This is a genomic window from Acidovorax sp. GW458-11-26-14-TSB4, from assembly GCF_059423865.1.
In genome coordinates this window covers 258,994-284,827 of sequence record NZ_JBWKYR010000008.1, presented here as the reverse complement: position 1 = coordinate 284,827, position 25,834 = coordinate 258,994, and the positions used below count along the sequence as shown (strand labels likewise).

Here is a 25,834-nt window from a genome sequence, read left to right as displayed (position 1 = left end):
AAAGAGGTCGAACTTCAAGGCGCTGCGGGGCGTGATCATGCGGTGGCTCGGACTGTGGCGGGGGACTCAAGATTGAGTGGGTGGGTTTTGAGAGGTTCCCTATGGCAACGGCGATGGTGCCAACAATTGCACCCACAGACCAGGACGATCGCAGGATCCCCAGCCCGCCGGCATCAGTCTTCAACTGGTAGAAGGCCAGCGGCGCGAGGTAGGTTGCCAGGAAAGTGAATGCGCTATAAATGATGGAAATCATCACGATCAGCGGAATTTGATGGGTTGGAGATCCCGCTTCCGATGCCCGTGCTTTATTGCCCGCAGCTATGGCCGCAGCTGGTTGGCCCAGGACGGACACGTCCTAGAGGCTGCTTGCCCTTGGCCGAGATCTCCGGGAAGCCCGTGATTCTTGAAACGTCTTCCCCTCACTCCAGAGCCGTGCCCAATGCTTATGAAAGCAGCTTGTCGTAGACCCATGTAATCCGCTTAGGAAGGCATTGGGTCGCCAGATCGTATCGGTCTCGTATGTGCTCTCGCGCCTGACGGCCCATATCATTGGGGCTGCCCTTTGTGCTCTTCAGTGCTTCGCATACTCTACGAGCCATTTCGCTCGTGTCGAAGAAGTCCACTAGGTGCCCAGTCTCTCCATGGGTGATTACCTCTCTCACCGGGGCGGTATCACTTGCAACGATAGTGCACCCGATGCTCATTGCCTCTAGCAGACTCCATGAAAGGACGAAGGGGTATGTCCAATACACATGTACAGAGGAAACTTGCAGTACTGAGAGGTACGCCTCATAAGGCACTTTTCCCAGAAAGTGCACTCGGCTCCATTCCTCGTCCGTCAGTTGAGCGTGGGCGGGGATGGCAAATTTCTCTTTCCAGGTGGTGTAGCCATCAAGCTCGGGATCCGCCGACCGACCGTAGCTGACTCCATCGCCCCCGACAATCAACACGTGTGCAGTCGGGCTGCGGCGCAGTATTTCGGGTAGGGCGCGCATGAAGATGTGGTACCCGCGATAGGGCTCCAAATTTCTGCTAACGAATGTGACCACTTGGTCAGCAGCCCGAAGACTCAATTGCCCATTGACTTTGACTGTGGCCGCGGGATTCGGACAAAGGCGGATGGTATCGATGCCATCATGAGCAACGGTGGTGTGCTCACGGAAGACTTGAGGATAGGTGTTGCTTTGCCAAAGCGTTGGGCTTATTGCCGCATCCATTGCTTCTAGATGGAGCAAACTGACGGCGTTCCTCATGCGAAGCATGGATGCGGTCTTCAATGTGTCCGAGGATGCAAATTCAGGATCGAAGCCGACGTCCTGATGCTCCATGCGATAGAAAAACTCCAAATACAACCCGAGACGAGCCTTGGGCCAGAGGTCCTTCAGAAACAGGCTCTCGCCCCAAGCCGGGTGCGCGACGATTGCGTCCGGCGTCCAACCCTGCCTCTGCAATGAAAGGGCCGCTCTTAAACAAGCCTCACCGAGGATCACCTTGGTTTCTACGTCGCTCGCCCATCGATGAACGTTGGCGGACGTCCCACGTCGAGTACGGTACGAGAGCACCCTCACTCCCTTCCACACGGTGACTCCACTTGCACCTGGGCGCATGCTGAGAGCTACTACATCGTGACCCTCGCGCGCCAACGCGGGAGCCAAATGCAGAAATTGGCCGGGGAAGTTTTGGTGGACAAACAAGATTTTCATAATTAGAAGCAACGTGCTTCAATCTGGCACCGTAGACTCAAAAATGCCAGAGAGGGATTGCAGCAAAAAGCGGGCGAGAAGAAGCCAACTTCGCAATGAAGGGCGCCTACAAGGAAACCTGTGGATGAGCTACAACGTATGGTCGAGCATCAAGAATAGCATTGAAACATTTTGATGCAACTTCACCCATTTAGGTGGGTGATTCTCGAGCTTTAGCTTCATGGAGCACGCTAGCATCCTTGTAGAGAAAGAGGCTCCACACTACTTGAGGAGCGGATGCCGAAGCAACATGGAAAAAAGCGCACCAGGCCGACAACAGGCGCGGTCACAGTAACACTGCAATTTCTTGAGTCCTATGCATCATCTCGCGAGACTTGGTCTTATCTTAAAAAATGCAACCTGAAATCCCGAATCAGGAATCCATGATGATCAACCGCTTTGCACTACGAATGCGCCGCAGACACGATACCACGGACACAAGCAGAACCCTCCCTAGTTATCAAGGTCGACTATAAAGGATTTTCGGATGATCTTCCTCTCAAGAATTTGGTACTCCATTACACAAATCGCGAATCGAAAATTAATATGCTTCGTTTTACCTTGCCTGATTATTTTATCCGCAGAAGAAGCGAATTCTGGCATGCCATTCCCAAGCCCAGTGCCTCTCGACTATTTTCTGTCGTCTAAAAAGCCGTTAATATTTATCGGGAAATTCACAAGAATTGTATACATTGATGGCAAGGCTGGCGAACTAATAAAATTCACTGACCGAGATCTTTCTGGTGAGCTTTCATTCATGGAAAAACCAGAGAACAGATCGGTCAGCGATCAGTTCATGGAAATAATTGACGCAAAAGTTTACATGATGGCGCCTGACTCCACGGATTCATTAAAGTACGTTGAGCATTGCGAATTCAAAAAGCTATATATTTCCTCAAAAATTGATTTAATAAACGAAATTGAGCGTGACTTGTACTACAAGAGTCTTGTTGGGAACGAGGTGGTATTATTTTTATCCTACCGTGCAACTTACCAGCGTGGAGTTGAGAAATTTTCTACACCAATTTTCATTCCCGCTCTTGGATCTAATTGGAATGATGGAAAGCCACTGCCAGTCGAAAGCTTGACCAGTGTAAAGGATTTTGCGCTGAGAGCGGGATTTGCAGCTCCAACCTTGAAATCATGCAATAAAGTAAAATAATACCATGACAATCAAAACCATCCCTGACATTAATCGCGACAGCTATCTCAATTTTGTGGAGAATGGTGTAGACGGATCACTATATCGGCCATGGGATGAGAGGGGCGAACCCGTTAATGTATATTTTTTTAAAGCAGGCGACATCGAGGGGCCTTATTATGATGGCCACCTCAAAATGAACGCGAATGGCACCTATCAGGTAAGAGACTGGACTCCTGAAGAAAAAAAGAGAGCAGAAGCGGCATTTACAACAATGTCAAAGGGGGTAAAGGTAAGCTTCACCTTTACTGACGATCCAAGCAAAGCTCAGATTCGAATTGGATTAGGGGTTCCAGCCACAAATCATACCGGAATCGAATTAAGAAACAACATAAAAGAAAATCCTAAGAGTGAGATATTTATCGACCCCAGTGCCATTGAGAATGCTGCCTATGGAGGGTTTGGTTATTTTGCATTGCTTCACGAAGTAGGTCATGCAATGGGGTTGGACGACCTCAATACAAATTCGTCCACCAGCACAACTACTGAAAGTCAGGCAGCCTCAGTAATGTCGTATGCAAGACTCCTAGGTGGACTAGGATGGCAAGTTCACGACACCTACGCTACTAGACCTTTGGTGCTGGACCTTGTGGCACTTCATGAGTTATATGGAGCCGAGGCTCTACAAAGCGGCCCAACCACCTATGTCTTTAATCCCAGGGGACTCTCAAGCGAAGAACAGTTGGCAAAGGGAGATGAAGATACTCAATTTTATGCTGGCCAAGTTCGGGCAATTTGGGACTCTGATGGCATCGATACGATGGACCAAAGGTATTGCGGCAGCCCTTGGGCGTCGGCTCACGCAGAATTTCCCTGGACAGTGGTCGCATGAACATGCTCATCGTCTTGCGCGCAGTCAACGCCATTCCGACCTTCACCGGGATACCGGAATTCTCGATGTCGGTGGCGGTCATCGCCATCGCGACGTCGGTCAGTGATTTCTATTTACACCAGCGAAGGCGGATGACTGTTCCGACAAGATTGAGGGCATCATTGGACTCCTGAAGACGAAACGGGTAAGTGCAGCGGCGACATGACGCACTCATTCAGGCGCGCCATAGTCAAGCAGCTTGGCAGCTTGGCTCGCCCCTGATGAGCGAAAATACCCCAACACACTCGCCACACTACGATGGCCAGTCATGGCCATAGTGTCCGCAAGAGGTATGTTCTGCGTTCCAGCTTCGGTGACAAACCCTGAGCGTAGCGAGTGAGCAGAGTACGAGTCGGGCAATCCCGCCGCCTGGGCCCGTTCCTTCACGATGTCGCGCACCGAGGCAGGAGAAAGCCCAGCACCAGGTTTCCCGCCTTTGCCCACGCGTCTGAACACAGCTCCTTCGCTGATCCCTGCAGCAGCCAGCCACCCCTCCAGGGCCTCACCAGCCACGCCCTCAATGGGCTTGTAATTTTCAGGCCGATCCACTGCCATCTGGTTGGTCTTGGAATGGGTGAGCACATAGGTGAATGACCCTGGGCCATTTCGCCGAAGGCTCTTCATATCCGCGGCCGCCACCTCGGACCGGCGGCGCCCCCCACTGGCAAAGGCGAAGAGGAGGAGGGCGCGGTCGCGCAAACCCTTCAGTGTGGAGAGATCGCAGGTCTCGATCATCGCCATCAGCGGATCCTTGGTCAGAGCGTCCTTCTTCTTGGGAAGGTCGCCGCGCTTGCCGTAGGCCCGGCGCGTTTTCCCCAGTAGCTCGCGTACCTTGGCATCCTGACACGGATTCTTCAGTTCCTTGATCTGATGGGTCTTCGAAAGGACTGCGATCCGATGCACCAAGGTATTGAGAGCCATCGGGCCCAGCTTTCCCTTGAACCCGGCCTGGACCAGTACATCGTCGATCGCGGGCGGCAGTTCGTGCACCAGCCCATCGGCCGTGGTGCGCTGCGCATGGTCGACGATGAACTGCAGCACCGCGCTGGGCGGCACCGGCAAGGCTATCGGCTGGCCATACCGCACATTGAACCAGGCAGCCCAGTAGCGCAGGGCAGAGCGGTAGCTAGCAAGCGTGTTGACCGACTCGCCCTCGCGCAGCAGCTCGTGCACCGCACGCGCCGTAGCATCCGACAGCATTTCCGGCTGCAGCGCCGGCAGGCTTCTAAGGGTTGGAAGGCGCATTTGTAGCCACGAGAAGTCGATTTTTGCATTTTTCGTACATATGATGTATTGTTTTATATACAAAATAGAGTTGAACCGCGATAAACATGCCTTATCGTGGGTAATTCTAACGTTGGAGTAGGGCAATGCAACCAGGAATTGTTCGAGGGCCGCGAGGCGTGCAAATGGATGAGGTTTGGGCCGCAGCCGATGCCGTGCTGGCCCTGGGCGAGCGGCCAACCATCGAGCGCGTTCGGCAGCGGCTCGGCCGCGGGTCTCCCAACACGGTCGGGCCTATGCTTGATGGCTGGTATGGCGCGCTGGCCAAGCGGTTGCAGGCGCCAGGAGAGACTGCAGAGCAAGTCGCTGGCGCCGACGCGCCCCTGCCCGCTGCGGTTCTCCGGGCTGCGAAGACCCTGTGGGGCAGGGCGCTGCAGTACGCCGATGAGCGGACAGCAGCCCAGTTCAACCAGGCTCGCGAAGAGCTGAATGCTCAAGTCGATGCGTTGAATCACGCCCAGGAAGCATTGGCTCAGGAAACCCAGCGTCTGGCCGACCGCAGCGAGGCCTACACGGTAGCGATGCAGGCTAAGGATGCCCAGATCGCCGAACTGGGCCGCTTGGTCCAGGATCTGCAACAGCAGCTTGCAAGCAGCCAGGAGATGCTAGCAACGGCTCGATCAGAGGGTGTGCAACTGCGCTTGGCGGCGGATGCAGACCGTCGAAGGCAAGAGGTCAAGGAGGCAGAGTACCTGGCCGAACGCTCGCGCCTAGAGGAGCGCGCCCAGGCTCAGGAGCGCAGGCTCAACGCAGAAGTAGATCGGGCACGCCAGGATTCAAAGCGCTTGGCTCTCCAGTTGGAGAGCGACAACCGGAAATCTGCCAAGTCCTTGTCTGATTTGCAGGACAGGGTCCGAGAGCTCGAGGTCTATGGGGGCGCACTGCAGGCTGAGAAAGCAGGCTTGGTCAAAGACCTGAATGCAGCTCGCGATGAAATGAAGGCCCTTCAAGCAAAGTTTGACGAGCGCAACAATGACATGTTCGCTGTTCTCAACGAACTGCGTGATCGATTGCCGCCTAGCCAGACCGGCAATGTTGAATCGCCTACTGCAAAGAACCGGAGAACGAGGCGCTAGCACCAGCAGCCGGCTACCGTGGTGCAGGAGATATGCTGCTGCCCAGCCGTGAGGCTCCCACCAACCGAACGCCAAGGCTTCATGCACACTCTATTCAGTGACGCAAGCGACCGCCGTTTTGCTGCAGTCGGCCTCGAGTGCTGATTCGGGAGGCATGTTGGTGAGCAGACGAACAAGCGGAAGGCATATTGGTTAGCGTGCGAACAATCGGAAGTGAAGTTGGAGAGCTTCATACCGGCAGGCAAGTTGGGTTGCTGTTGACGCAAACGGCACTCAAGGTGGTGAGGTGATGGTCGGATCGCTGGCAAACCGCCTTGCTGAACGGCGTTTCTTCCGTCTGACTGCACAAGTTCTCTGCCGTCGGACAACAGCCTCAAAAAAAGTGCAAGCGATAGGAGGAGCCATCGCGTGAGCAAAAAGTACTTTAGTAGATACGATGTGTATTATGTTAAATATCATACGCACCAAACAGCGGGTTGCGCGCCGCATCCAGACCCTGTCACCGGCCCGCATTCATTCGGCGCCAACGCCGCTCGCCCTTCTATGCGGTCAGCATGGAACTTGGCGCAATCGGGCCGATGAACCCTGCCACGCCAGAACCCATGGACCACAGTCAGCAACTTATTGCCCCGCTGCCCCAGCGCACGGGCTTCAGCCCCGAGGCGCTCGGGCACCTGATTCGAATCCATCTCGCAGCTGTCCACGTCGAAGGACAAAGAGATCCTCACCGAGGAAGAGTTCGCAGCGAAGAAGGCTGAACTGCTCGCCAGGATCTGAGTTCGACTCACCCCAGCGTCATTGCGCCTTGCCTGCCCGTGGCCGGTGCGGCACCGGCTTCGGGCTGTTCTGGCTTCTGCTCCTTTTAGCCCTGGGGGGCGCTGCCGGTTCGCCGGTGGAACTGGGTGGCAACCGGTCCCGCAGCTCTTTGAGCACGGCGAACAGCTCGTTGCTGCGCTCGTCGACCTTGGCCTGCAGGCCTCTGGCCTCCTCGCGGGCGGACTGCAGCTGCTGGAACAGACTGGCCTTCTCGGCTTGCAGGGTGCCTGCATGGGCGTCGAGCTCCCGCGCCCTGTCCGTGGCATCGGCCAGCGCCTTGGCGGCTTTCTTGCCGTCCACCTCGAGCTGCAATGCGAGCCGCCTGGACTCCTGGCGCGCCCGGTCAACCTCGGCATGGAGCCTGCGCTCCTGGGCCTGTGAACGCTCTTCGAGCCGGGATCGTTCGGCCTGGTGTTCCAGCTCTCTGGCCTCCAGGCGCCGCCGCTCTGCATCCGCCGCCTGGCGCAGTTGCACACCCTCGGCGCGCGCTCTGTCCAGCAGTTGCTGGCAGGCCTGCAACTGCTGCTGCAGCTCCTGGGACTGGCGTGCCAGGTCGGCAACCTGGGCGTCGCGGGCTTGCATGGCCACCGCATAGGCCTCACTGCGGTCGTCCAGGCGCTGCCGGTCCCGCGCCAGCCCCTCCTGGGCGGTGCGCAGTATTTGCTCCTGTGCCTCCAGGCCGGCGCGGGCTTGCGCGAATTGGGTGGCAGCCTGTTCGTTCGCATGCTGGAGCGCCCTGCCCCACAAGGTTTTCGCGGCCCTGATGACCGGGGCGGGCAACGCGGGATCGGCATCTGCCAACGGATCCACTACGTCCGCGGGCGCTTGAAGCCGGCGGGCCAGGGAGCCAAACCAGCCATCGAGCATGGGCCCCACTGTGTTGGGGGATCCACGGCCCAGTTGGGGTGATCTCAATTCACGCTCAGATTTTTACGCCACCCATTGCGGGTAAACCCGGAGCTCTAAGACGCCTTGACCGAACCCGATCCTGCTGCCAGAGTGCCCGTCCAGGGAGGCAGGAGAAATGTCGGGATTTCATCAGCGCTTCATAGGCTCAACCGCGTTCCCCAAGACCCTCACCGACATCGATCTGGGGCTGTGCTTTCGGCTGTCCAAGGAAGATGTGGATGCTCTGAAGTCGCGGTACCGAGACAACGCGCTTGGGCCTGCTGTCCTGCTCGTTTTTCTGCGTGCGTCAGGGCGGCATCTTGAGAACTTGACGCTCATCCCTGCGCTTCTTCTGAAGTACCTCAGCGCTGAGCTCCAGCTGCGACAAACGTCCATTGCCTCGCTCAAGTCCCTGTACAAGCGGCCTGCAACGTTGACCGCCCACCGTCAGTGGATCCTCGAAAACCTCGCCAATCTGGCACCGGCAACTGCGCAGAACCTCGATGAACTCGGCAATGCGCTGAAGGCCCTGGCGACAACGGCTGTCTCTGTCGAAGACCTGGTCAAGCGCGCGGAACTCTGGTTGCTCGACAACCAACTGCTGATCCCCCACGAACGGATACTGCGGAGCATTGCCGCCCGAGCGTTTGAGGCCGAAACGGCCGCCGCGCTCGAAGTGGTGCGGGTCAAAGTCACTGAGGCCCATGCTCACAGGGCCTTGAAGGCTGTCTTTTCCGGGCGCAAAGGCCGCACCGGTGGCACGCAGCTGGAATGGCTTAAAGAGCCGCCCGGGAAACACGGGCTTCATTCACTTCGTGAAGCAAGCAAGAAGATCGCCTTTCTCAAGGAACTGGGTGTCCATGACTGGGATTTGTCCGCGATTGGTGGAGAGCGGATCCGCGCCTATGCCCGAGCCGTGGTGCATCGCCCCCCATCAGCAACGCGGTTGCTGGCCGAAACGACCCAGATGCTCGAGGTTTGCTGCTTTCTGCGCGCGACCTTGCTTGAATTCACCGACAACGCGTTTTACACAGCGGGCCGCCATCTCAACCGCCTGATCGGCCAAGGACGTGGCCGCGTGCAGTCCTTGCGCGCGCAAACCGCTATGGAGTACGCACAGCAAGAGCAGCGGGTTCGAGCGGTGATCCATAGCAATGACAAGACCGACAGGCAAAAAGTGGAAACGCTCAAGGAAATGTACCCCTCGGAGAAAGCACCACCCAACCTCTCTGGCTCTGCCCTGGTGCGCGACCACTTGGCCGGCGAGCGCTTTGCGGTGGCTTCAGTGCTCAGCGCTTTTGAAGGCATCGAGATCGAGGGACCAGACGACGATCCTGCGCTCCAGTTGGTCCAGGCACTGCGCGACATCAAAGCTCAGAACCTGAACGAGCTGCCCGCTGACTTCCCACTGCCAACCACGGACAGGGTATGGCATGACTTGCTCAAAGGCGATGACCGGAAACGGGCCTTGGGGGCCCTGCAGGCTTCTACCGCTCTGGCCATCCACAAGGGGCTGCGCGGCGGCAGGCTGTGGGTAGCACATAGCTGGAAGCACCGAAATCGTGAGGACTTCTTGATCCCGAAAGATCAGTGGGATCGAGACCGCAACAAGCTCACCAGTGCAATGAACGCGTTCTCAGACCCAAAGTTGTATTTGAAGCGGACCCGCCACGCGTGCGAAATTGGCCTCCGAGCGCTGTCCGAGGCGCTGGACGCCGGTAGGCTGGAAATACACGAATCCCAGCACATCAGCTTTCCCAGGTTGTCTCCTCAAGACATCGACATGCAGGTCGAACGGGCACGAGATGCCATCTTCAAAATCATCGGACCAGAGCGCTTCGAAAAAATCCTGATCGAAGTGGATGCCAAGACCAATTTCTCGGAGGTCATTCTTGGTCGAAAGGCGAAGTCCACCCGCGAACTCATTGCCCTGTATGGCGCAATGCTCGCGATGGGCACTGAAAATGACGTCGCCGGCGTTGCAGCCATGATCCCGCGTGTCGAGCTGTCGCACATCGCGGCCGCCATGCGGCTGTTGGAGAACCCTGAGCGCGTACGGGCTGCGAATGACCGGGTGCTGGTTTTCCAGATGGAGCACGCCATTGCCGCGCATTGGGGCAACGGGGAGAAAGGCTCTTCGGACATGATGTCCATGGACGCAAGCAACCGCCTCTTCAACGCCCGTGTAGACCCGCGCCGCCGCACTTTCGCGGTGGGCATCTACACCCACGTCCTCGATAGCTACGGCGTTTTCTACGACCAGCCAATCGTCCTGAACACGCGCCAGGCGGCCGCGGCCATTCATGGGGCCCACTGGTACAACACCAAGAGTCCGGTGGACCGCAAGCTGCAGTGGCTCGCCGTCGACACGCACGGCTACACGTCGATCGCCATGGCCACGGCCAAGCTGTCGGGGTTCGATCTGTGCCCCCAACTTCGCAACATGGCCGAGCGAAAGCTCGTGCTGCTGCACGGCATGAAGGTGCCGGAGAACATGGAGCGCCTGAAAATCCAGTACATCTCGGAAAAGTCCATCGTCCAGGGGTGGGACGAGGCCATGCGCGTCATGGCTTCAATCCACACTGGCCGGGTGACCCCACGAGAATTGCTGGAAAGGCTCGGCTCGCACGCTGCCGGCTCACCCATGTTCAAGTCCCTTGAGAACCTTGGCCGCCTGCTGCGTACCGTCTTTCTGTGCGACTACTTTTCCAACGAGAGCTTTCGCCGGGAAATCCATACGAGCCTGAATCGCGGGGAGTCGGTTCATCAATTGCAGCGGGCCATTTACTTCGGGCGGATCTCCCCCAGTCGTGGGCGCAGGGAAGACGAGATGGTGGCCATCAGCGGATGCCATGCACTCCTTACGAATGTGGTCATCGCTTGGAACACGCACCGGATGCAGCAGGTCGTCGACCGCTTCGCCAAAGAAAAGCACCCCATCGAGGATGACTGGATTGCCCATATGGGGCCGGTGCACTTCAGTGGAATCAACTTCCGGGGAACGATGGATTTCGCGGTGGAGGAGTATGTTGATGCCCTCCTGGAGCGCGCCAGCCGGCGGCGGGTTGTCGGGGCGTGAGACTGTCGGCCGCCTGGCGCGCCGAACCCATCGCAGGGCTCCGTTCCGGGATTTCTTGGCTGCCCAAATTGAGTGCCCAAAATTTAGGCAGCTCATTTCACGTGCAAATTTTTACTCTGGTCAAAAACTCAACCCAATAAAATCAACAACTTAGAGCTGCTTTGAGGTTTGCTTAAAATTTAGGCAGCTCATTTCACGTGCAAATTTTTACTGTCGAGCCTTTAGCGCCCTCTACCCAGAGGGGCACTACGCTCTGCCGTTTTGGATCACCGATGGGGCAGCCTGCGCAGTCGTGTTGGTCAAAATTAGCCCCCCTCGTTGCGAACCAGGAAGGCGTCTTTTGGTGCGACGTAATGTTGCCCTTGTGTCCGCCACGCTTCACGCCATACTGCTCGGCATTTAACTTAGCAGGGGCCGCGACATTGCCAAAGGTCTTGACCTTGCGCTCCTCGGTTCCGCCGATCGCGCACGTGATGAAAACTCGGCGTCGGTCAGCGGCCTCACGGGCACATGGTGGCGCCCTGGGCTATGCCGGCCAGGTTCGCCGCGCTCAACAGGGCTGCTCCCTTTAACTCAGAAGCACAACTCAATGACGATATCACCCGAGGTTCTTGGCAACAACGCTGCAGGACGGCTGTATGCAATTCTTTCCGCTGCAAAAGTTCAGCTTGTGCATCCAAACCCAAATGCGGCTGCAAGCGCAGGGTGGCTAAGGGCTGCAGGGCTGCCAGGCAATGAAAATGAGGTGGAGAGCGCGCGTCTCGCCGCAGAGCTGATCACGGCCATCGCAAGGGAGATTCCAGCGGTGCTGGAGGCGACGAAGGCGGCGGGCATCCCAGAGGGACTGATCGGGCCCCAGGTGCACCACTTGGGGAACTCTCTCCACGTCCATCTTCTGAATGCGCAAGGCTCTCAGTCAGCGCAATACATCACTGGTGAGGCCCTACTAGCGCTTGGCTGGGCTTCGGTGGTTCTGCCGAACGAAGATGTCGTCGTGGAAGATGCGGCGGTGGCAGAGTTGACACAGAAAATTGACGAGCTACGCCAAGCGCTTGAGGTGGAAGGCATCCCCCCTTCGCTTCGGCGATATGCCGACCAGCAGTTGGAAAGTCTCAATCGCGCGCTTCGGATGTTCCGTGTCCAGGGGGCAGCACCTTTTCGCAGCGCAGTTCGCAAGGCAGTGAGTGATGCCCACTTCGATGAGGAAGAAATCAAAGCGGCGCTGGACACTCACGCAGAATCCCCGCCCGTTCGAACGCTTCGGGAAAAACTGGGCGGCGCGCTGAAATCTGCGGCGGCTGTCGCAGGAGAAGCTGAGAAGTTTACCAAGGCGGCAATTTACTTGGGCAATCAAGCCAAAGATGGAGCAACGCTTTTGATTGATGCCGTCTCAAAGCTGTAGAACTACCTTCGGTCGGAATTTTGCAACGAAATTTCTAAATTCCGCATTTAGAAGCCAGGCGGCTGGAATCCAGCCAGCGATGGACGAAATACCCATTGCTCCATTTCCTTCGACCCGCCAAGTAAACTGACCGGAAGTATCCCAGGTTGCGAATAGGCGCCTGTTCCCAAGCTTCGTGCATCGATGGCAATAGGCTGAGGTCAAAAAATGGGTTCTGAACTGACACAAGAAGATAACCGGAGCCATACTTCTCGTGCAGACTTGAGTAAGAACCCTTCTCCAGCTTTATCTTTATCACCTCTACCAAGCCGTCTAAAAATTGGGCGTCAGGGTTTACGATCCCAGATTCCATCGGCTTTGGAGTCTCGCCAAGCGTAGCATGAGACATTATATCGGCAGCGAATCTTTTGTTCAGCGGGGCCATAGTCACCTCTACCCAGCTGCATGCCCTTTTTGATCGAATAATCGCATCCGGCGGGTCTGGCTGCTCAGCAATAACGTATGTTGAGCGGTGACGTCGATTGAGCTCCTCGAGAAATATATCGACAATGGCCTTTTCGTGTGCAACCTTAACCAATCCACGGGCGTTCACCATTCACCCCTCCATTTAGTTGATTTTTGTACTTCACTGAGTAATTACCCGATTCAAGCAGCGGGTCAAATCTCAGTGAAGTCCAACAGGTTACTTGTGGATTAGTGTGATGATTGCCGCGAACCAAGGCAGAATGGCCAAAAACGACCACACCCGGGGCACTTGGCGCCAGGTAGCTCTCCTCAGCAGCGCAAATCAGGGCCGAGTCTGAGAATTCAAGCCACCAGCGCGGGCAAAGCGCGGGGAGGCAGTCTCTGGGGAGAACGCGAGCCATCATCGCGCTCGCTTTATCGCCCCACTGTTGCCTGCGGCAGCCCTAAACCTCAGTTTCCCTTCATCGCTAGGGCCCGATTGGATCAAATTTCCAAACGAAGCGCAAAACGGTAACAACGCTACCTATAGTGTTTTTACAATTACAAAAACACTATATATAGTGTGTTGACAGTTTTCGGGTTGAAGAGGTCCGGGTCCCGGCAGCCGTCTCCAGCAATGGGTGAACTGGAATGTGGGGTCGTTCATTTGCCTGCGGGAGATCGAAGCGCGTCCAGGCGATTCATCAACTCTGTCGTGAGTTGCTGACGAGCGGCATCTGCTGCGACGGTTGCTGAAAGCTGTCGCTCCAGCTCCAGATTGCGCTGAGTGGCCTGGAGCAGATCGGCCCGCAAACGGGTGTTTTCTTCCTCCTGGCTCAGGACCTTTGCTGTCAACTCTTCCAGTTGCTGGGGCATATCCGCAAAGCCTTGAGCGGCTTGCTGGGTCACTTCCAGTTGTGTTCCAAGCTGCTGGAGCTGTGACCTGGCCAGGCCCAGCTCCCGTGAAAGCGCCTGGTTCTGCTGATGGTCGTTGCGCATCTGCTGCTGGCTGGCCAAGGCGGCCGCATTCGCTTTGCTCAGCTCCGTTTGCAGGTACTGCAGCTGCTGCTCGTGCTGGCGGAGCTCGCGCTCGCGCTGCTCTTTGGACGCTTCACGAAAGTGCTCCAGCGCTTGCCTAGCATGGGTGTGCTTTTCTTCCAGCGACTGGCTGTGAGTTTGGGCACTCTCCACTCGTGCATGCAACTGGGCAACCTGCTCGGTCAACTGGGCCAGCTCTTTCTCCTTGTTTGCCAGCTGCCTGCCGGCGCCCTCTGCGGCGTCGCGCTCCTTGGTCAACTCGGCCCCGGCCTGCTCCAACTGCTGCCTGGTCGCCGCTGCCTCACTTCTGGATGCGTCCAAGCTGGCTTTGAATTGGACTTCCTTGCCGTTGAACTCCTCCATGAGCGCAACCACCCTCGCATTGGTCTCGAACTCCAGCCGGCCGGAGAGGCGGTTGACCAACTCTGCGATTTCTTCGCTGATACTGATTTTGGGCGCCGCGGCGTTGGCTTCGTCCTCTTCAATTTCCTTGAGGTACCGGTGGATGGTGGCCTTGGATCCGGTGTTGCCAAGCTCGATGCGTACGGCATCGATGGAGGGGTACTTCCCTAGGCTCACCAGCCGATCCCTGGCTCGCAGCACCTCGGACTTGTAGATTCCACCTCTGGCCATGGCATTCTTCCAACTATTTCGTACCGTGGTACATACTACGATATTACATACTAGTTTGTTGCGTTTTGGAGCTCATTCTTCGGAGAAATTCGAATAAGTTAATAAGGGTTTATCTGTTGTGATCACTTCAAAGCCCGCAAAAATGGGGGGGCCGCAGCATGTAACGCGATGGGAGGGGTGGTTTTTCAGTTGCGCGGTCGCGCGTTAAAAATCAGACATGGGGCCGTGGCATGCTATCGATATGAGCATCACATGCAATCTAAGAACCTGGGCAAGGCGGATCAAACGCGATGGAGTGACGCTGTGGTTTGCAGGAAAGAATCCACGCACCCCCTGGTACGCAAAGGCCCTTGGAGTGTTTGTCGTGGCGTACGCGCTCAGCCCGATCGACCTGATTCCGGATTTCATACCAGTGCTGGGGTACTTGGATGATGTATTGCTGCTCCCCGGCCTGATATGGGTCGCTATCAAACTTTTGCCGGCGGACGTCCTGGCTGAATGCAGAACACAAGCCGATGAGTGGATGGCTTCCAAAGCAGCAAAGCCGACCAGCAAAGTCGGCGCAGTCGTTGTTGTACTACTGTGGCTCGCTGCCTGCTTGGGCGCCTGGTATTGGTGGAAGTCGGGCATGACTGGCTGAGGGACGGACTTGCGCGAATCGCCTCGGGAAGGCGCTTCTCCGCCGCAGGCTTTGCGGCATAGGCCTTTGTGAACCTCCGTGGCTACGCTTAGACACAGTGCTGTCAAAACTGTAATGCTGCGGTCAGCGGCATGTGGGTGCCGGATTTCTAGACTTGTCTCCGAGGTGCAAGAAGGTTGTGCCTCCTGAATTCCCACCCGGGCGTTCAGTGCTCAAGGAGACCCCATGAAAGCTCGTTTCGCCCTCATCGCATTCAGCCTGGCAGCCACTGCTACGGCGTCTTTCGCTTCGACCGCGTTTCACACCAGTCCTAGCCAGGAAGAAGGTGCCACTTTCGTGCCATCTCACCTGGGCCGCACCGTCAGCCGTGAAGACGTCCAGCAAAACGTGCTCGTTGCGCAGCAAAACGGTTCGTTGCACTGGATCAGCCGCGGCTACCCCGCCACCTATCCACTGGTCAAAGCACCGGTGTCAAACAAGAGCAGGCAACAGGTTCTGGATGAACTTCAAGCTGCTCAAAAGGGCCCCGCCACTACGAATGGCGTGCGCGACCTGGGCGGCGAGATCGGCTGGGTCGAAGCCCACCAGGCGCCGTGACCGGCTGAGGGCCCTCGGGCCTGACACACGCAATGCAATCGACTCCGCCCATCCAAGGCACAAATTTTCGCTTCCAACCATTGACCTTAAGGACCAACATGAAACTCAAGACCACCCTCATCATCCTCGCGCTGAGCGCAGCCCCTGCATTCGCTTTCGATGCCAGCCATGGCGCCCAGTCCAAGACACGCGAGGAGGTCAAAGCCGAGCTCTCGCAAGCCCTGCGCAGCGGCGACATCATGGCCGGCGGGGAAATCGGCGCCAAAGTCAGTGAGCTCAACTCCGGTGGCTACCAGTTGAAGACCCCGGTGCTGGGCAAGACCCGGGACCAGGTGCGCGCGGAACTGGAGCAGGCTGTTCGCAGCGGTGACATGCTTGCCGCCGGGGAATCCGGATCACGGCTCAATGAACTGCAGCCCAACCTGTATCCGTCCAAGATGGCGCAAGCAGGCAAGACACGCGAGCAGGTCAAGGAGGAACTGGCAGAGGCTATCCACACCGGGGACCTGATGGCCGCCGGCGAGGACGGCCGCAAGCTCAATGAAATCTACCCTGGCCAATACCACCAGCACCACGCGGGCTCGACGGCCGCGCAATCGGGCCACTCCAATGGCCGCGATCTCTGAACATCAGATCCAGAGCCCAGTCGCGCTGGGCTGGCCCGCCCTCACGCTCCGTGGTGGTGGGCACCAGCGCCGTTCACTCGTGCACACCGGGTGCGACCGGTGAGGTATCTGAATCGGCCGACTTGAGCTCGCCTGTGCTCTAGTTCATCTCACGTTTGACGAGGGCTGCCGAGCAATCCCAAACCTTGACGTAGACCGGCTCTCCAGCAACCACGGCTACATCTGCAGGCAGACGCGCAACGGTCCAGCGCGACCGACCCACCTCTCTCCACTGAACAATGGCGAACCGCTCTTGCGCACGATCTAACTGATCGGCCTTGCACCGGCGCTTGTAGAACGCCAGGTCCTGAGCAGTGGCTTCAACCCTGCTGACTTTGCCCACGCGCCAACCCTCCGCCCACGGTAGGGAGTTTTCATACACGGGGGTGGCGCAGCCGGCGGCGAGCATGGCCACGACACACAGCGCTGGCAGGCGCCACCTGTTTGCCCAGCGCTGTGCAAAGCAGGAACGGAGGGTGGTCGTCCACGCGGAAATCACACGGGTGCTTTCCAGTGATCCGCACCAGCATTCGAAGTGCCGGCGGCAGCCGTACCGCAGGCTTGGGTTTCCAACTGAATGGTGGTGTGGGTGATCTCGAATTGCTTCGCCAGCAACTGGTTGACGGCGGCCAGCATGGTGCCAGGGTCTGCCGCTTGCGGGTTGTACACGACGTGAGCGCTCAGGCTGGTCTTGGCGCTGCTGACCGCCCAGACATGCAGTTCATGCAAGGACACCACCCCTGGCAGGTCCAGGAGCGCACGCTTGAGCTGAGGCAGATCGATGCCTTCGGGGACGCCTTCGAGCAGGATGTTGAGCGTCTCTTTCAGGAGGATCCAGGTGCGCGGCAGCACCCACAAGCCGATGGCCACGGCAATGACGGTGTCGACCCAGTTCCACCCTGTGAACAGAATGACCAGCGCCCCCACGATGACCCCAATCGAGCCGAGCAGGTCGCTCCAGACTTCAAGGTAGGCTCCTTTGACGTTGAGGCTGGAATCCTTGCCTGAGGACAGAAGGCGCATGCTCACGAGGTTGACGATCGTGCCCAGTACAGCGATCACCAGCACCCCAGTGGTCTGGACTGCCGGCGGGTTGCTCCAGCGTTGCCACGCCTCATAAAGGATGTACGCCGCAACGCCAAACAGGAGTAAGGCATTGAACGCGGCGGCCAGGATCTCAAATCGGTGGTAGCCAAAGGTGCGCCGGTCGTCGACATCCCGGCGCCCGACCCGAATGGCCGCCAGCGCAATGGCCAGCGCCGCCACGTCGGTGAACATGTGTGCGGCATCGGACAGCAGAGCCAGGCTGTTGAGCATGACGCCGCCAATGACCTCTGCCAGCATGAAACCGCCGGTGAGCATCAGCGCGTAGCGCAAAGCCTTTTCGTTTCCTGCCGCTGGCAAAGCGTGGTCGGAACCTTTTCCCATGGTCTGTCTCCTCAGATTCAGTCTGGTGATGTCATCGACCGCGTTCAGTCCGCGGTCCTCGTCCGGCCTTGGCGCTCAGTGACGTCGCCGGTGCCGAGGCTTACCCGTGGTCCGGCACTTCAAGCGCGTTATTTGCCGGTCCCTCAGTCTCTTGGCCAGTCGCCGGCTGTACTTGGTTCGAACGTCCATCGGGGGATGGCGCTTGAGCCACATGTGCCGCAGCCGCCAGAACACAAACACAGAGACCAACAAGCTGATCCAGATCCAGAACAGCTTGGCGAAAAGCCCACCCTGGGCCGCCTGCATTGACATGGATCGCTCCTTTTTGCCTCTAAGGGCAAGGACATGCACAGCGCCGAGGGGCGGTACGGACCCGCCACTGCGGTGTCGTTCGCATGGACTGGAGCGATGCTTCGGGCGGCGTTGGTGTTACTTCAGCGTGAAGCGGACCGAGGCGACCGACTTGCCGGCCTTCGAGACGGCGACCACGGCTTTGGTACCGGCGGGGACCTTGAAGCTACCCGCGGCTTCCAACTTGCCCTCACCGGCTTGGAGTTGAACCTCCTGCTTCTCGCTGCCGGCCAGCAGGGTGACCTTGGCGGTCATCCCCGCCACGGCAACGGGTTTTCCGTGGTCGCGCATGAAGAGCTGCAGCTTGTCGGCACTGGCGACGAATTCGTACTCGACGTCCTTGGCTTCCGCCACAGCACCACCATGCATCGGCTTGACGTCGTGGCCGTGGTTGTCAGCCGCGATGGCTGCGCCAGAGATCGATACCGTGAGGGCGAGAAAGAGGTGGGAGAGTTTCATGGCAGTTCCTTTGGGGTTGGAGAAATGGGAAGGTCCCGCGATCAGCGGGACCGCCTTTGACTACACAGGCTTCGGTGCGTCCGGGTGGGAGGGCTCGGCAGACACGTCCTCGGCTTCTTCATCGGGCCTGTGGGCCAGCCGGTAAAGAATCGGCAGCACGAGCAGCGTGAGCAGCGTGGATGAAAGAATTCCACCGATCACCACGGTGGCCAGAGGACGCTGGACTTCCGCGCCGGTGCCTGTGGCGATGGCCATGGGAATGAATCCCAGCGAGGCCACCAGGGCGGTCATCAGCACCGGGCGCAAGCGGGTCAGGGCGCCATCCCTGATCGCTTCGTCCAGGCCGACACCGCCTTCCCTCAGGCTGCGGATGTAGGAAATCATCACCAGGCCGTTGAGCACTGCCACCCCAGAGAGCGCGATGAAGCCAACGGCCGCGGAGATGGACATCGGAATGTCCCGAAGCCACAGCGCCAGGATGCCCCCTGTCAATGCGAATGGGATGCCGGTGAAGACCAGCAAACCGTCCTTGGCATTGCCGAACATCGCGAACAGCAGCACGAAGACCAGCAGCAGGGAGACCGGTACAACGATCTGCAGGCGCTTGGTGGCTGACTGCAGGTTCTCAAAGGTGCCACCCCAGCTCGTCCAGTAGCCGGTGGGGATCTTGATCTGCGCCAGGCCTTGCTCGGCCTCTGCAACGAACGAGCCCACATCCCGTCCGCGCACGTTGGTGCTCACGACAATGCGGCGCTTGCCGTTCTCTCGGCTGACCTGGTTGGGGCCGGGTGCCAGCTCGAACGATGCGACCTCACCCAATGGGATGAAATTCGTCTTGGCTTCCGTGCCACCGGCAGACCGCGGCAACGGTATGGGTAGCCGCTTCATGCCTTCCAGGTCATTGCGAAGCGCCTCAGGCAGGCGAACCAGGATGTCGAACCGGCGGTCCCCCTCGAACATGGTGCCGGCCTCACGACCACCGATGGCCGTGGCCACGGTGTCCTGGATGTCGGCAACGTTCAGCCCGTAGCGCGCTGCCTTCTGGCGGTCGATGTTCACCGTGAGCATCGGAAGGCCCGTCGTCTGCTCGACCTTGACCTCGGAGGAGCCCTGGATCTTTTGCAGCATGGCGGAGACTTCTTCAGCGGACTTGTTCAACACGTCCATGTCGTCACCGAAAATCTTCACGGCCACGTCACTGCGCACCCCTGAGATCAGCTCGTTGAATCGCAGCTGAATGGGCTGGGAGAACTCGTAGTTGTTGCCGGGGATCTTGCCAATGACTTCCTGGATCGCCGCGAGCAGCTCATCACGGGTCTTTCGAGGCTCGGGCCATTCATCCATCGGCTTGAGCATGATGTACCCGTCCGAAATGTTCGGCGGCATGGGGTCCGAAGCAATCTCCGCAGTACCGGTTCTGGCGAAGATGCGCTCGATTTCGGGGAACTTCGCTTTCAGCGTCTTTTCGATCTGCTGCTGCATCGCCACCGACTGGGAAAGGCTGGTGCCCGGAATGCGCAGTGCCTGGATCGCGAAGTCGCCTTCATTGAGGTTGGGTACAAACTCGCTGCCCATGCGGGTCGCGATCAGTCCGCACAGGACCACGGCAACCGCGGCAATGGTGAGAACCAGCGTTTTGGCGCCCATCACGCGATCAAGCATGGGGCCGTACAGGCGCTTGGCGTGGCCCAGCAAAAAGTTCTCCTTCTCGCTGACCCGATTGCCGATGAAGAGGGCCACAGCTGCCGGGATGAAGGTCACAGAAAGGATCATCGCGCCCACCAAAGCGGCAACCACCGTGAAGGCCATGGGGTGGAACATCTTCCCTTCAACGCCCGTCAGCGCAAAGATAGGCAGGTACACCACCATGATGATGAGCTGTCCGAACAGCAATGGGCGGCGTGACTCCTGGGATGCCAGGAACACTTCATGAAAGCGCTCTGCCCGGGTCAGCGGCCGGCCGTGGTGCGCCTGCGCATGGGCGAGCCGCCGAACGCAGTTCTCCACGATCACCACAGCGCCGTCAATGATGATGCCGAAGTCCAGGGCCCCCAGGCTCATCAGATTGGCACTCACCTTGTAGTGGACCATCCCGGTGAACGTGAAGAGCATCGACAAGGGGATGACCATTGCCGTGATGACTGCGGCCCGGATATTGCCCAGAAAGAGGAACAGGATCACGATCACCAGTACCGCGCCTTCCAGCAGGTTCTTCTTGACGGTATTGATGGCCTTGTCGACGAGCACGGTACGGTCATAGACCGTCACCGCGTGCACGCCCTCTGGGAGGCTCTTGTTGACCTCCAGCATCTTCTTGTCCACTGCCTGCGAGACGGTCCGGCTGTTTTCTCCGATCAGCATGAACACCGTGCCGAGAACCACCTCGCGCCCGTTGTCAGTTGCGGCACCCGTTCGCAGTTCCCGGCCAATGCCCACCTCGGCCACGTCGCGCACGCGCACAGGGACACCGTTGGCACTGCTCAGGATCACGTTGCCAATGTCCTCCAGCGACTTGACCTGTCCAGGGGCACGAATCAGGTACTGCTCGCCGCGCTTTTCGATATACCCAGCGCCCACGTTGCCGTTGTTGCGGTCCAGTGCCGTGACGACGTCTTGCAGCGTCACGCCCAGCGAGGCAAGTCGTTCCGGGATGGGGGCGATCTGATACTCCTTGGCAAAGCCGCCAATGGAGTTGATTTCGGTCACGCCAGGAACGTTTCGCAGCTGCGGCTTGATGATCCAGTCCTGGATCTCGCGCAGGTCGGTCGGGGTGTAGGGACTTCCATCGGGCTTCCTGGCCCCATCCTTGGTTTCGACGGTCCACAGATAGATCTCGCCCAAACCGGTTGAGATGGGCCCCAGGGCTGGCGTGATGCCGGCGGGCAGCCGGTCTCTGGCTTCCTGGATGCGCTCATTGACCAACTGGCGCGCGAAATAGATGTCGGTTCCGTCTTTGAAAATGACGGTCACTTGCGACAGTCCGTACCGTGACAGCGACCTGGTCTGCTCCAGGTTCGGCAGGCCGGCCATGACTGTCTCGATGGGATACGTGACCCGCTGCTCGGTCTCCAGAGGCGAATAACCGGCGGCCTGGGTGTTGATCTGAACCTGGACGTTGGTGATGTCGGGGACCGCGTCGATGGGCAGCTTCTGGTAGCTGAAGACGCCCAGCGCCGCCATGCCCAGGGCCGCCAGCAGCACCAGCCATCGCTGCTCGATCGAGAATCGGATGAGTTTTTCAAACATGTATGCGCTCCGGGATCAGTGCGTGTGTTCGGCAGATCCCTTGCCGAGTTCGGACTTCACGACGAAGCTGCCTGTCGAGGCGTAGGGCATGCCGGGCTTGAGGCCCGACAGGACCTCGATGCGCTTGCCATCGCTTCGGCCCAGCTTCACAGGTTGGGCGATGAAGCCGCCGTCGACCTTGAGGAAGACCACGGGCTTTTCTCCGACGTTCTGGACTGCGTCGGCCGAGATGGTCACAGGCGCTGCCGTTTCTTCGGACACCACCTCGACGTTGACGAACAGGCCGGGGCGCCAGGCGCCCTTGGGGTTATCAAGAACGACGCGGGCCTTGGCGGTACGGGTCTGCTCACCGATCAACGCGCCCACGAAAGCGACAGTACCCGTGGCGGAGGCATCGAAGGCGGTGGCCTTGATGGTGACCTTCTCGCCCACCCGCACCGACGGCAGATCCTTTGCAGGAACATTGATCTCAGCCCACACCGTGGCAAGGTCCGAGATGGTGAACACCGCCGCATCTTCCTTGACGGCCTCGCCAAGACTCAGGTGCTTCTCGATGACGATGCCGTCAAAGGGCGCGCGCAGTTCGATACGGTTCAGTCCGGACACGGACGAGGTGGACAGGCCCAGCGCACTGAGCTTCTGATTGGCGTTGGCAACAGCGACCTCCGCTTCGCTCAACGCCTGCCTGGCCTGCAGGTAGTCCTGTTCGGCGGAGACCTTCTGCTCCCACAGCTTCTTTTCCCGCTCGTAGGTGGTCTTGGCCAGCGCCAGGCGCTTTTGCGCCGTCTGCAGCTCGCTGCGCTGCTCCGAAGCGGTCGGGCTCGCAATGGCGGCCAGAACCTGCCCCTTTTTGACGACCTGGCCCAGGCTGGCGCTGACACTCTCCACCACACCCGCCAGACGGGGAACCACGTGCGATGTCCGGTCCTCGTTTAGCCGGATCTCGCCGGGCAAAAGCAGCGCCGTCTTGATGTTGGCTGCCGACGCAGAGTCCACCGTAATGGAGGCGGCCTTGATCTGGGCATCGGTCAGTTCGATCTTTCCCTCTTCCTTGCTCATCACGAACATGAAAGGTTCGGTGGCCGTCTGCGCAATGATCTCGATGTCGAACGCGTGGGGTTCGGCGACGATCTCGCGGCTGACCAGGCTGTCCTTTTCCGCGGCAAACGTCAGGTTTTGCTTGTCGTCTGTGGGGCGGGTCACTGTTGCCGTGACCGTTACCGTGTTCAGGGGGAGCGGCTTGTCCTTGTCGGACAGCCAGATCCGCAGCCGAGGCTCGCCACCGTCTTCGGACAGCAATGCTTCCAGGCTGAAGTCGCCTTCCTTGAACACTGTGCCACCGTGGGGGCCCTTGGCCTGGCTCTTTTCATGGTGCTCGCCATCGGCGTGGCCTTTGTCGTCGTCGTGGCCTTTTTCACCGCCTTTGCCGTGGTGTTCTCCATCACCGTGCCCCTTGGCCTCGGTATGGCTGCCGTGGCCGTGGCCATCGCCCTCGGCGGCGACTGCAGTGGGCTTGCCGCCGCCTTGTAGGATGAAGGCTCCTGCCCCGACCCCTAGCGCGAGGACAACGGCAATAGCGATGAGATGCTTTTTGCTGATGGAGGATGTGCTGATGTTCATTGTCATGCTCAGTTGTGCGTTGCGATCAATCCGGAAACCGTGCTGGCCCCAAGCAGGCGGTCGACATCCGCCGCCGCGCGGTGTGCCTCGCCCAGGGCTTTGAGGTACTGGGATTTGGCGGTGAAGTAGGTGCGCTGGGCATCGAGCACCTCCAGGAAGTTGAACTTTCCGTTCTCGAAGCCAATGGTGGCCGCGTCGTAGGCCGACTTCGCGCCGGGCAGAACGTCCTGTTGCAGCGACTGGATCTCCGCAGTGATGGTCGAAAGGCGTTCGCGCGCCTGCGCCACTTCGCTGTGCAGGCGTACCGTGGCCGCTTGCAACTCGTCGCGGGCCTTGTCCTCAAGCTTGAGAGCTTCCAGCAGGTTGCCCTGGTTGCGGTCAAACACAGGCAGAGGCACGGAGACACCAAACAGCAGGACGTTGCGTTGGGTCTCGTTGCTGCGCTGCATGCCGACGCTGACGGTGACATCGGGCACGCGCTTGCTTTGCTCCAGTGCAGTCAGGGCCTGGCGCCGATCCACCTCGATCCGCGCAAGGACAACGCCTGGCGAAGAAGAAATCAAGGGCTGAAGATCGGCGAGGGGCGGTACCGCGGGAAGGTGGTCGGCTTTGCCCTCGAGGACGGTGAACGGCGCGTTGATCTGTCCCAACAGCGCAAACAGGCGAGACAGTGCATTGCGTTGTTCGCTGGCTGCCTGTGCGAGCTCGACGCGAACGCCGGCTTCCGCAACGCGGGCCTTGGACTCTTCCACAGGTGATACCTTGCCAGCGGCTACGCGCTTGGCTACGGTATCCGTTGACGACTTGGCCAATGCCACGCTGTCTTTGGCGAGCGCCAATCGCTCCTGCGCCGTCAGGACGTCGAAGTAGGCTGCGGCCACATTGGCTCGCACGGTGGCCTTCAGCTCAGCGAGCTGGGCCTGTGCCTGCTCGCGTGATTTTTCGGCCGCCTTGGTACGCGCTGCGCGCTTTCCACCCAATTCCACGGGGAGGTTGAGTTGCCAGCTTTGCGTACGTGTTTTGGAGCGTGCGTCTTCCAGCGAATAGGCAAGCTCGGGATTGGGGCGTGAGTGCCCTTGAAGAATCTGCCCTTCTGTTGCCTCCAACTGGCGGGTAGCGGCAGCCACCTCTGGATTCCCGTCCAAGGCCAACTCGATGGCCTTGGCCAGCGACAGAGGCTCAGCGGGAGACACCGCGGCAGTCTGGGGCGCCTGTACTCCACCGACTGTGCCTTGCGACATGCCCTGAGAAGAGGCCCCGCCCGAGAAGGTCAGCAATATGGCCGCGGCACCTGCTGCGAGCCTGAATTTCGTGCGGCCGCCCCATGCGTGCGGCTTTCCTTGAAGGTAAATACCCTTGAACATCCGATTCTCCAGTGATTTCAAAACACGAGGGAATCGGCGGGGTGGCAACCGTGCAGCTGCCTGGCAACTCGTCAGTCAGTGCAGCCGCGACACGCACAACTGCAGCCGCCAAGGGGCGGTCACGACTGACTGAAAGAAGGAGAGATGCCCCCGCCGATCAGGCGAGGACGGGCCACTGTGGGCGGTCGGGAGGTGTGGGCGTTACAGCCGCCAGGCGCTCGCCCGACGGTGAGTCCACGCGGCTGTCATGGGAGACGCGATGTTTGGCGCAGGACCAGTTGAGGGCCCCGATGCCGGCACCATGGCAAACCGAGCAGTCGACATCGGACATGTCGGTGCCTTGGCTGGTCTTGTCGGCTTGGCCGACCCCGCTTTTGGCTTCGTGCTTGTGCTCGTGATGCCCAAGGTGCTGGGCCTGGTCGGTCGAGTTCTCGTGCATGCAATAAGCAGCCACCGCGGACCAGCTGAACTGGAACGGGAGCAATGCAAGCATAAAAACGACGATCAGGCGGCGCATTTTTTGAGTCTAGCACGCGGTCAAGAAGACTTCGTGTGCCGATCAGCCGCCCGCGCCGTACAGTTCCTGGTTGCGCTGCTTCTCAGCGGCTGACATGTTCAGGTACTCCTGCTGCACCTGCTCACGCGTCTTGGAGCCACCCGTTGCTTTGACAGGCAGTGCACCACCGCGAGACAAGATCGCCAGCGTACCGTCCTTGCGCGCGGCTTCTACAGACTGAAGCACTTCGCCACGGGACACGTTGCTTTGGACGTGGTCGGGATGGGTGGTCATTCCCACTTCGCCACCGGCTGGATGGTAGAGCGCCGAAGCAGATGCCAAGCCTGGGGCCGCAATGGCCAGGGCAATCAGGGAGAGTGCGAGGGGTTTGCGAACGGTCATGGTGTGGTCCCTTGATTCGAATGAGCCAGCGGCGATCTACCGCGGCTATGCCTTTCGACACAGGGGGTACTGTAAAAATCGGACCTCGACAA

22 protein-coding genes are annotated in these 25,834 nt (G+C 59.0%); 9 read left to right on the top strand and 13 right to left on the bottom strand.

All coding sequences use genetic code 11. The annotated features are described in order from the left end of the window. Both AC07X5_RS18635 and AC07X5_RS18630 read right to left on the bottom strand, forming a co-directional pair. Positions 1-352, bottom strand: a 352-nt coding sequence (locus AC07X5_RS18635) for a hypothetical protein (protein ID WP_494771332.1), incomplete at its 3' end; no start/stop codon positions are given. Between the two features lie 91 nt (positions 353-443). After that, entirely contained in the window at positions 444-1,703 is a 1,260-nt protein-coding gene (locus tag AC07X5_RS18630; RefSeq protein WP_494771331.1) for a glycosyltransferase, read from the bottom strand. Between the two features lie 640 nt (positions 1,704-2,343). Between AC07X5_RS18630 and AC07X5_RS18625 the strand changes: the two genes are divergently transcribed. The 3 genes from AC07X5_RS18625 to AC07X5_RS18615 are packed head-to-tail and all read left to right on the top strand — an operon-like array spanning position 2,344 to position 3,948. After that, the gene (locus AC07X5_RS18625) at positions 2,344-2,904 is read left to right on the top strand and encodes a hypothetical protein (protein WP_494771330.1); all 561 of its coding nucleotides are present in this window, start codon (positions 2,344-2,346) and stop codon (positions 2,902-2,904) included. Positions 2,905-2,908: 4 nt separating this feature from the next. Next, positions 2,909-3,775, top strand: coding sequence for a zinc metalloprotease (locus AC07X5_RS18620; protein WP_494771343.1), 867 nt, complete (start codon positions 2,909-2,911; stop codon positions 3,773-3,775). Then, positions 3,772-3,948: a hypothetical protein gene (locus AC07X5_RS18615; protein ID WP_494771342.1), complete on the top strand. Its 177-nt coding sequence runs from the start codon at positions 3,772-3,774 to the stop codon at positions 3,946-3,948. The genes AC07X5_RS18620 and AC07X5_RS18615 overlap by 4 nt, the downstream gene beginning before the upstream one ends. Before the next feature lie 37 nt (positions 3,949-3,985). On the opposite strand, the gene AC07X5_RS18610 is transcribed toward AC07X5_RS18615, so the two are convergent. After that, on the bottom strand, positions 3,986-5,059 hold the full coding sequence (locus tag AC07X5_RS18610) for a site-specific integrase (RefSeq protein ID WP_494771341.1): 1,074 nt from the start codon (positions 5,057-5,059) through the stop codon (positions 3,986-3,988). 164 nt (positions 5,060-5,223) lie between these two features. Between AC07X5_RS18610 and AC07X5_RS18605 the strand changes: the two genes are divergently transcribed. After that, positions 5,224-6,174, top strand: a complete 951-nt coding sequence (locus AC07X5_RS18605; RefSeq protein WP_494771329.1) for a DNA-binding protein — start codon at positions 5,224-5,226, stop codon at positions 6,172-6,174. Between the two features lie 795 nt (positions 6,175-6,969). Here the strand turns inward: AC07X5_RS18605 and AC07X5_RS18600 are convergent. Next, positions 6,970-7,905, bottom strand: a complete 936-nt coding sequence (locus tag AC07X5_RS18600; protein ID WP_494771328.1) for a DNA-binding protein — start codon at positions 7,903-7,905, stop codon at positions 6,970-6,972. 109 nt (positions 7,906-8,014) lie between these two features. Here AC07X5_RS18600 and AC07X5_RS18595 point away from each other — a divergent pair, with 109 nt between their 5' ends. After that, the gene (locus tag AC07X5_RS18595; RefSeq protein WP_184856106.1) at positions 8,015-10,957 is read left to right on the top strand and encodes a Tn3 family transposase; all 2,943 of its coding nucleotides are present in this window, start codon (positions 8,015-8,017) and stop codon (positions 10,955-10,957) included. Between the two features lie 589 nt (positions 10,958-11,546). Then, positions 11,547-12,359, top strand: coding sequence for a hypothetical protein (locus tag AC07X5_RS18590; protein WP_184856108.1), 813 nt, complete (start codon positions 11,547-11,549; stop codon positions 12,357-12,359). Between the two features lie 34 nt (positions 12,360-12,393). Here AC07X5_RS18590 and AC07X5_RS18585 read toward each other — a convergent pair whose 3' ends face one another. Together AC07X5_RS18585 and AC07X5_RS18580 are read right to left on the bottom strand one after the other, a co-directional pair. Next, positions 12,394-12,954 carry a hypothetical protein gene (locus tag AC07X5_RS18585; RefSeq protein ID WP_494771327.1) on the bottom strand — a complete coding sequence of 187 codons (561 nt, stop codon included), beginning with the start codon at positions 12,952-12,954 and terminating at the stop codon, positions 12,394-12,396. Between the two features lie 512 nt (positions 12,955-13,466). After that, complete coding sequence (locus tag AC07X5_RS18580) at positions 13,467-14,474, bottom strand: DNA-binding protein (RefSeq protein ID WP_494771326.1); 1,008 nt, start codon at positions 14,472-14,474, stop codon at positions 13,467-13,469. Positions 14,475-14,715: 241 nt separating this feature from the next. On the opposite strand from AC07X5_RS18580, the gene AC07X5_RS18575 reads away from it, so the two are divergent. The 3 genes from AC07X5_RS18575 (at position 14,716) to AC07X5_RS18565 (ending at position 16,337) form a co-directional block, all read left to right on the top strand. Further along, positions 14,716-15,114 (top strand): YkvA family protein, encoded by a 399-nt coding sequence (locus tag AC07X5_RS18575; RefSeq protein WP_494771325.1) that lies wholly within the window; start codon positions 14,716-14,718, stop codon positions 15,112-15,114. Between the two features lie 225 nt (positions 15,115-15,339). Then, positions 15,340-15,711, top strand: coding sequence for a DUF4148 domain-containing protein (locus AC07X5_RS18570; RefSeq protein ID WP_056419676.1), 372 nt, complete (start codon positions 15,340-15,342; stop codon positions 15,709-15,711). A 98-nt stretch (positions 15,712-15,809) separates the two neighbouring features. Next, a complete protein-coding gene (locus tag AC07X5_RS18565; RefSeq protein ID WP_056419680.1) occupies positions 15,810-16,337 on the top strand; it encodes a DUF4148 domain-containing protein in 528 nt (175 codons plus the stop codon). A 534-nt stretch (positions 16,338-16,871) separates the two neighbouring features. Here AC07X5_RS18565 and AC07X5_RS18560 read toward each other — a convergent pair. The 7 genes from AC07X5_RS18560 to AC07X5_RS18530 all read right to left on the bottom strand — a co-directional run bounded on the left by AC07X5_RS18560 (position 16,872) and on the right by AC07X5_RS18530 (position 25,742). After that, positions 16,872-17,804: a cation diffusion facilitator family transporter gene (locus AC07X5_RS18560; protein ID WP_056419686.1), complete on the bottom strand. Its 933-nt coding sequence runs from the start codon at positions 17,802-17,804 to the stop codon at positions 16,872-16,874. Positions 17,805-18,233: 429 nt separating this feature from the next. Next, on the bottom strand, positions 18,234-18,614 hold the full coding sequence (locus AC07X5_RS18555; protein WP_056419692.1) for a hypothetical protein: 381 nt from the start codon (positions 18,612-18,614) through the stop codon (positions 18,234-18,236). Between the two features lie 60 nt (positions 18,615-18,674). Continuing rightward, positions 18,675-21,860 carry a CusA/CzcA family heavy metal efflux RND transporter gene (locus AC07X5_RS18550; RefSeq protein WP_494771324.1) on the bottom strand — a complete coding sequence of 1,062 codons (3,186 nt, stop codon included), beginning with the start codon at positions 21,858-21,860 and terminating at the stop codon, positions 18,675-18,677. A gap of 15 nt (positions 21,861-21,875) precedes the next feature. Beyond that, entirely contained in the window at positions 21,876-23,486 is a 1,611-nt protein-coding gene (locus AC07X5_RS18545) for an efflux RND transporter periplasmic adaptor subunit (RefSeq protein ID WP_312844638.1), read from the bottom strand. A 2-nt stretch (positions 23,487-23,488) separates the two neighbouring features. Beyond that, a complete protein-coding gene (locus AC07X5_RS18540; protein ID WP_056419702.1) occupies positions 23,489-24,844 on the bottom strand; it encodes a TolC family protein in 1,356 nt (451 codons plus the stop codon). A 157-nt stretch (positions 24,845-25,001) separates the two neighbouring features. Then, the gene (gene czcI, locus AC07X5_RS18535) at positions 25,002-25,361 is read right to left on the bottom strand and encodes a cation efflux protein, CzcI family (RefSeq protein WP_056419705.1); all 360 of its coding nucleotides are present in this window, start codon (positions 25,359-25,361) and stop codon (positions 25,002-25,004) included. 42 nt (positions 25,362-25,403) lie between these two features. Next, positions 25,404-25,742, bottom strand: a complete 339-nt coding sequence (locus AC07X5_RS18530; RefSeq protein ID WP_056419708.1) for a DUF4148 domain-containing protein — start codon at positions 25,740-25,742, stop codon at positions 25,404-25,406. Between the last annotated feature and the right edge of the window lie 92 nt (positions 25,743-25,834).

Bases quoted from the DNA above. Each gene is read 5' to 3' on its own strand.
- AC07X5_RS18580 (WP_494771326.1), bottom strand. From the start codon at position 14,474: ATGGCCAGAGGTGGAATCTACAAGTCCGAGGTGCTGCGAGCCAGGGAT.
- AC07X5_RS18550 (WP_494771324.1), bottom strand. From the start codon at position 21,860: ATGTTTGAAAAACTCATCCGATTCTCGATCGAGCAGCGATGGCTGGTG.
- AC07X5_RS18605 (WP_494771329.1), top strand. From the start codon at position 5,224: ATGGATGAGGTTTGGGCCGCAGCCGATGCCGTGCTGGCCCTGGGCGAG.
- czcI (WP_056419705.1), bottom strand. From the start codon at position 25,361: ATGCGCCGCCTGATCGTCGTTTTTATGCTTGCATTGCTCCCGTTCCAG.
- AC07X5_RS18625 (WP_494771330.1), top strand. From the start codon at position 2,344: ATGCCATTCCCAAGCCCAGTGCCTCTCGACTATTTTCTGTCGTCTAAA.
- AC07X5_RS18560 (WP_056419686.1), bottom strand. From the start codon at position 17,804: ATGGGAAAAGGTTCCGACCACGCTTTGCCAGCGGCAGGAAACGAAAAG.
- AC07X5_RS18570 (WP_056419676.1), top strand. From the start codon at position 15,340: ATGAAAGCTCGTTTCGCCCTCATCGCATTCAGCCTGGCAGCCACTGCT.
- AC07X5_RS18545 (WP_312844638.1), bottom strand. From the start codon at position 23,486: ATGACAATGAACATCAGCACATCCTCCATCAGCAAAAAGCATCTCATC.
- AC07X5_RS18620 (WP_494771343.1), top strand. From the start codon at position 2,909: ATGACAATCAAAACCATCCCTGACATTAATCGCGACAGCTATCTCAAT.
- AC07X5_RS18590 (WP_184856108.1), top strand. From the start codon at position 11,547: ATGACGATATCACCCGAGGTTCTTGGCAACAACGCTGCAGGACGGCTG.
- AC07X5_RS18585 (WP_494771327.1), bottom strand. From the start codon at position 12,954: ATGGTGAACGCCCGTGGATTGGTTAAGGTTGCACACGAAAAGGCCATT.
- AC07X5_RS18595 (WP_184856106.1), top strand. From the start codon at position 8,015: ATGTCGGGATTTCATCAGCGCTTCATAGGCTCAACCGCGTTCCCCAAG.
- AC07X5_RS18555 (WP_056419692.1), bottom strand. From the start codon at position 18,614: ATGAAACTCTCCCACCTCTTTCTCGCCCTCACGGTATCGATCTCTGGC.
- AC07X5_RS18565 (WP_056419680.1), top strand. From the start codon at position 15,810: ATGAAACTCAAGACCACCCTCATCATCCTCGCGCTGAGCGCAGCCCCT.
- AC07X5_RS18530 (WP_056419708.1), bottom strand. From the start codon at position 25,742: ATGACCGTTCGCAAACCCCTCGCACTCTCCCTGATTGCCCTGGCCATT.
- AC07X5_RS18610 (WP_494771341.1), bottom strand. From the start codon at position 5,059: ATGCGCCTTCCAACCCTTAGAAGCCTGCCGGCGCTGCAGCCGGAAATG.
- AC07X5_RS18630 (WP_494771331.1), bottom strand. From the start codon at position 1,703: ATGAAAATCTTGTTTGTCCACCAAAACTTCCCCGGCCAATTTCTGCAT.
- AC07X5_RS18615 (WP_494771342.1), top strand. From the start codon at position 3,772: ATGAACATGCTCATCGTCTTGCGCGCAGTCAACGCCATTCCGACCTTC.
- AC07X5_RS18540 (WP_056419702.1), bottom strand. From the start codon at position 24,844: ATGTTCAAGGGTATTTACCTTCAAGGAAAGCCGCACGCATGGGGCGGC.
- AC07X5_RS18575 (WP_494771325.1), top strand. From the start codon at position 14,716: ATGAGCATCACATGCAATCTAAGAACCTGGGCAAGGCGGATCAAACGC.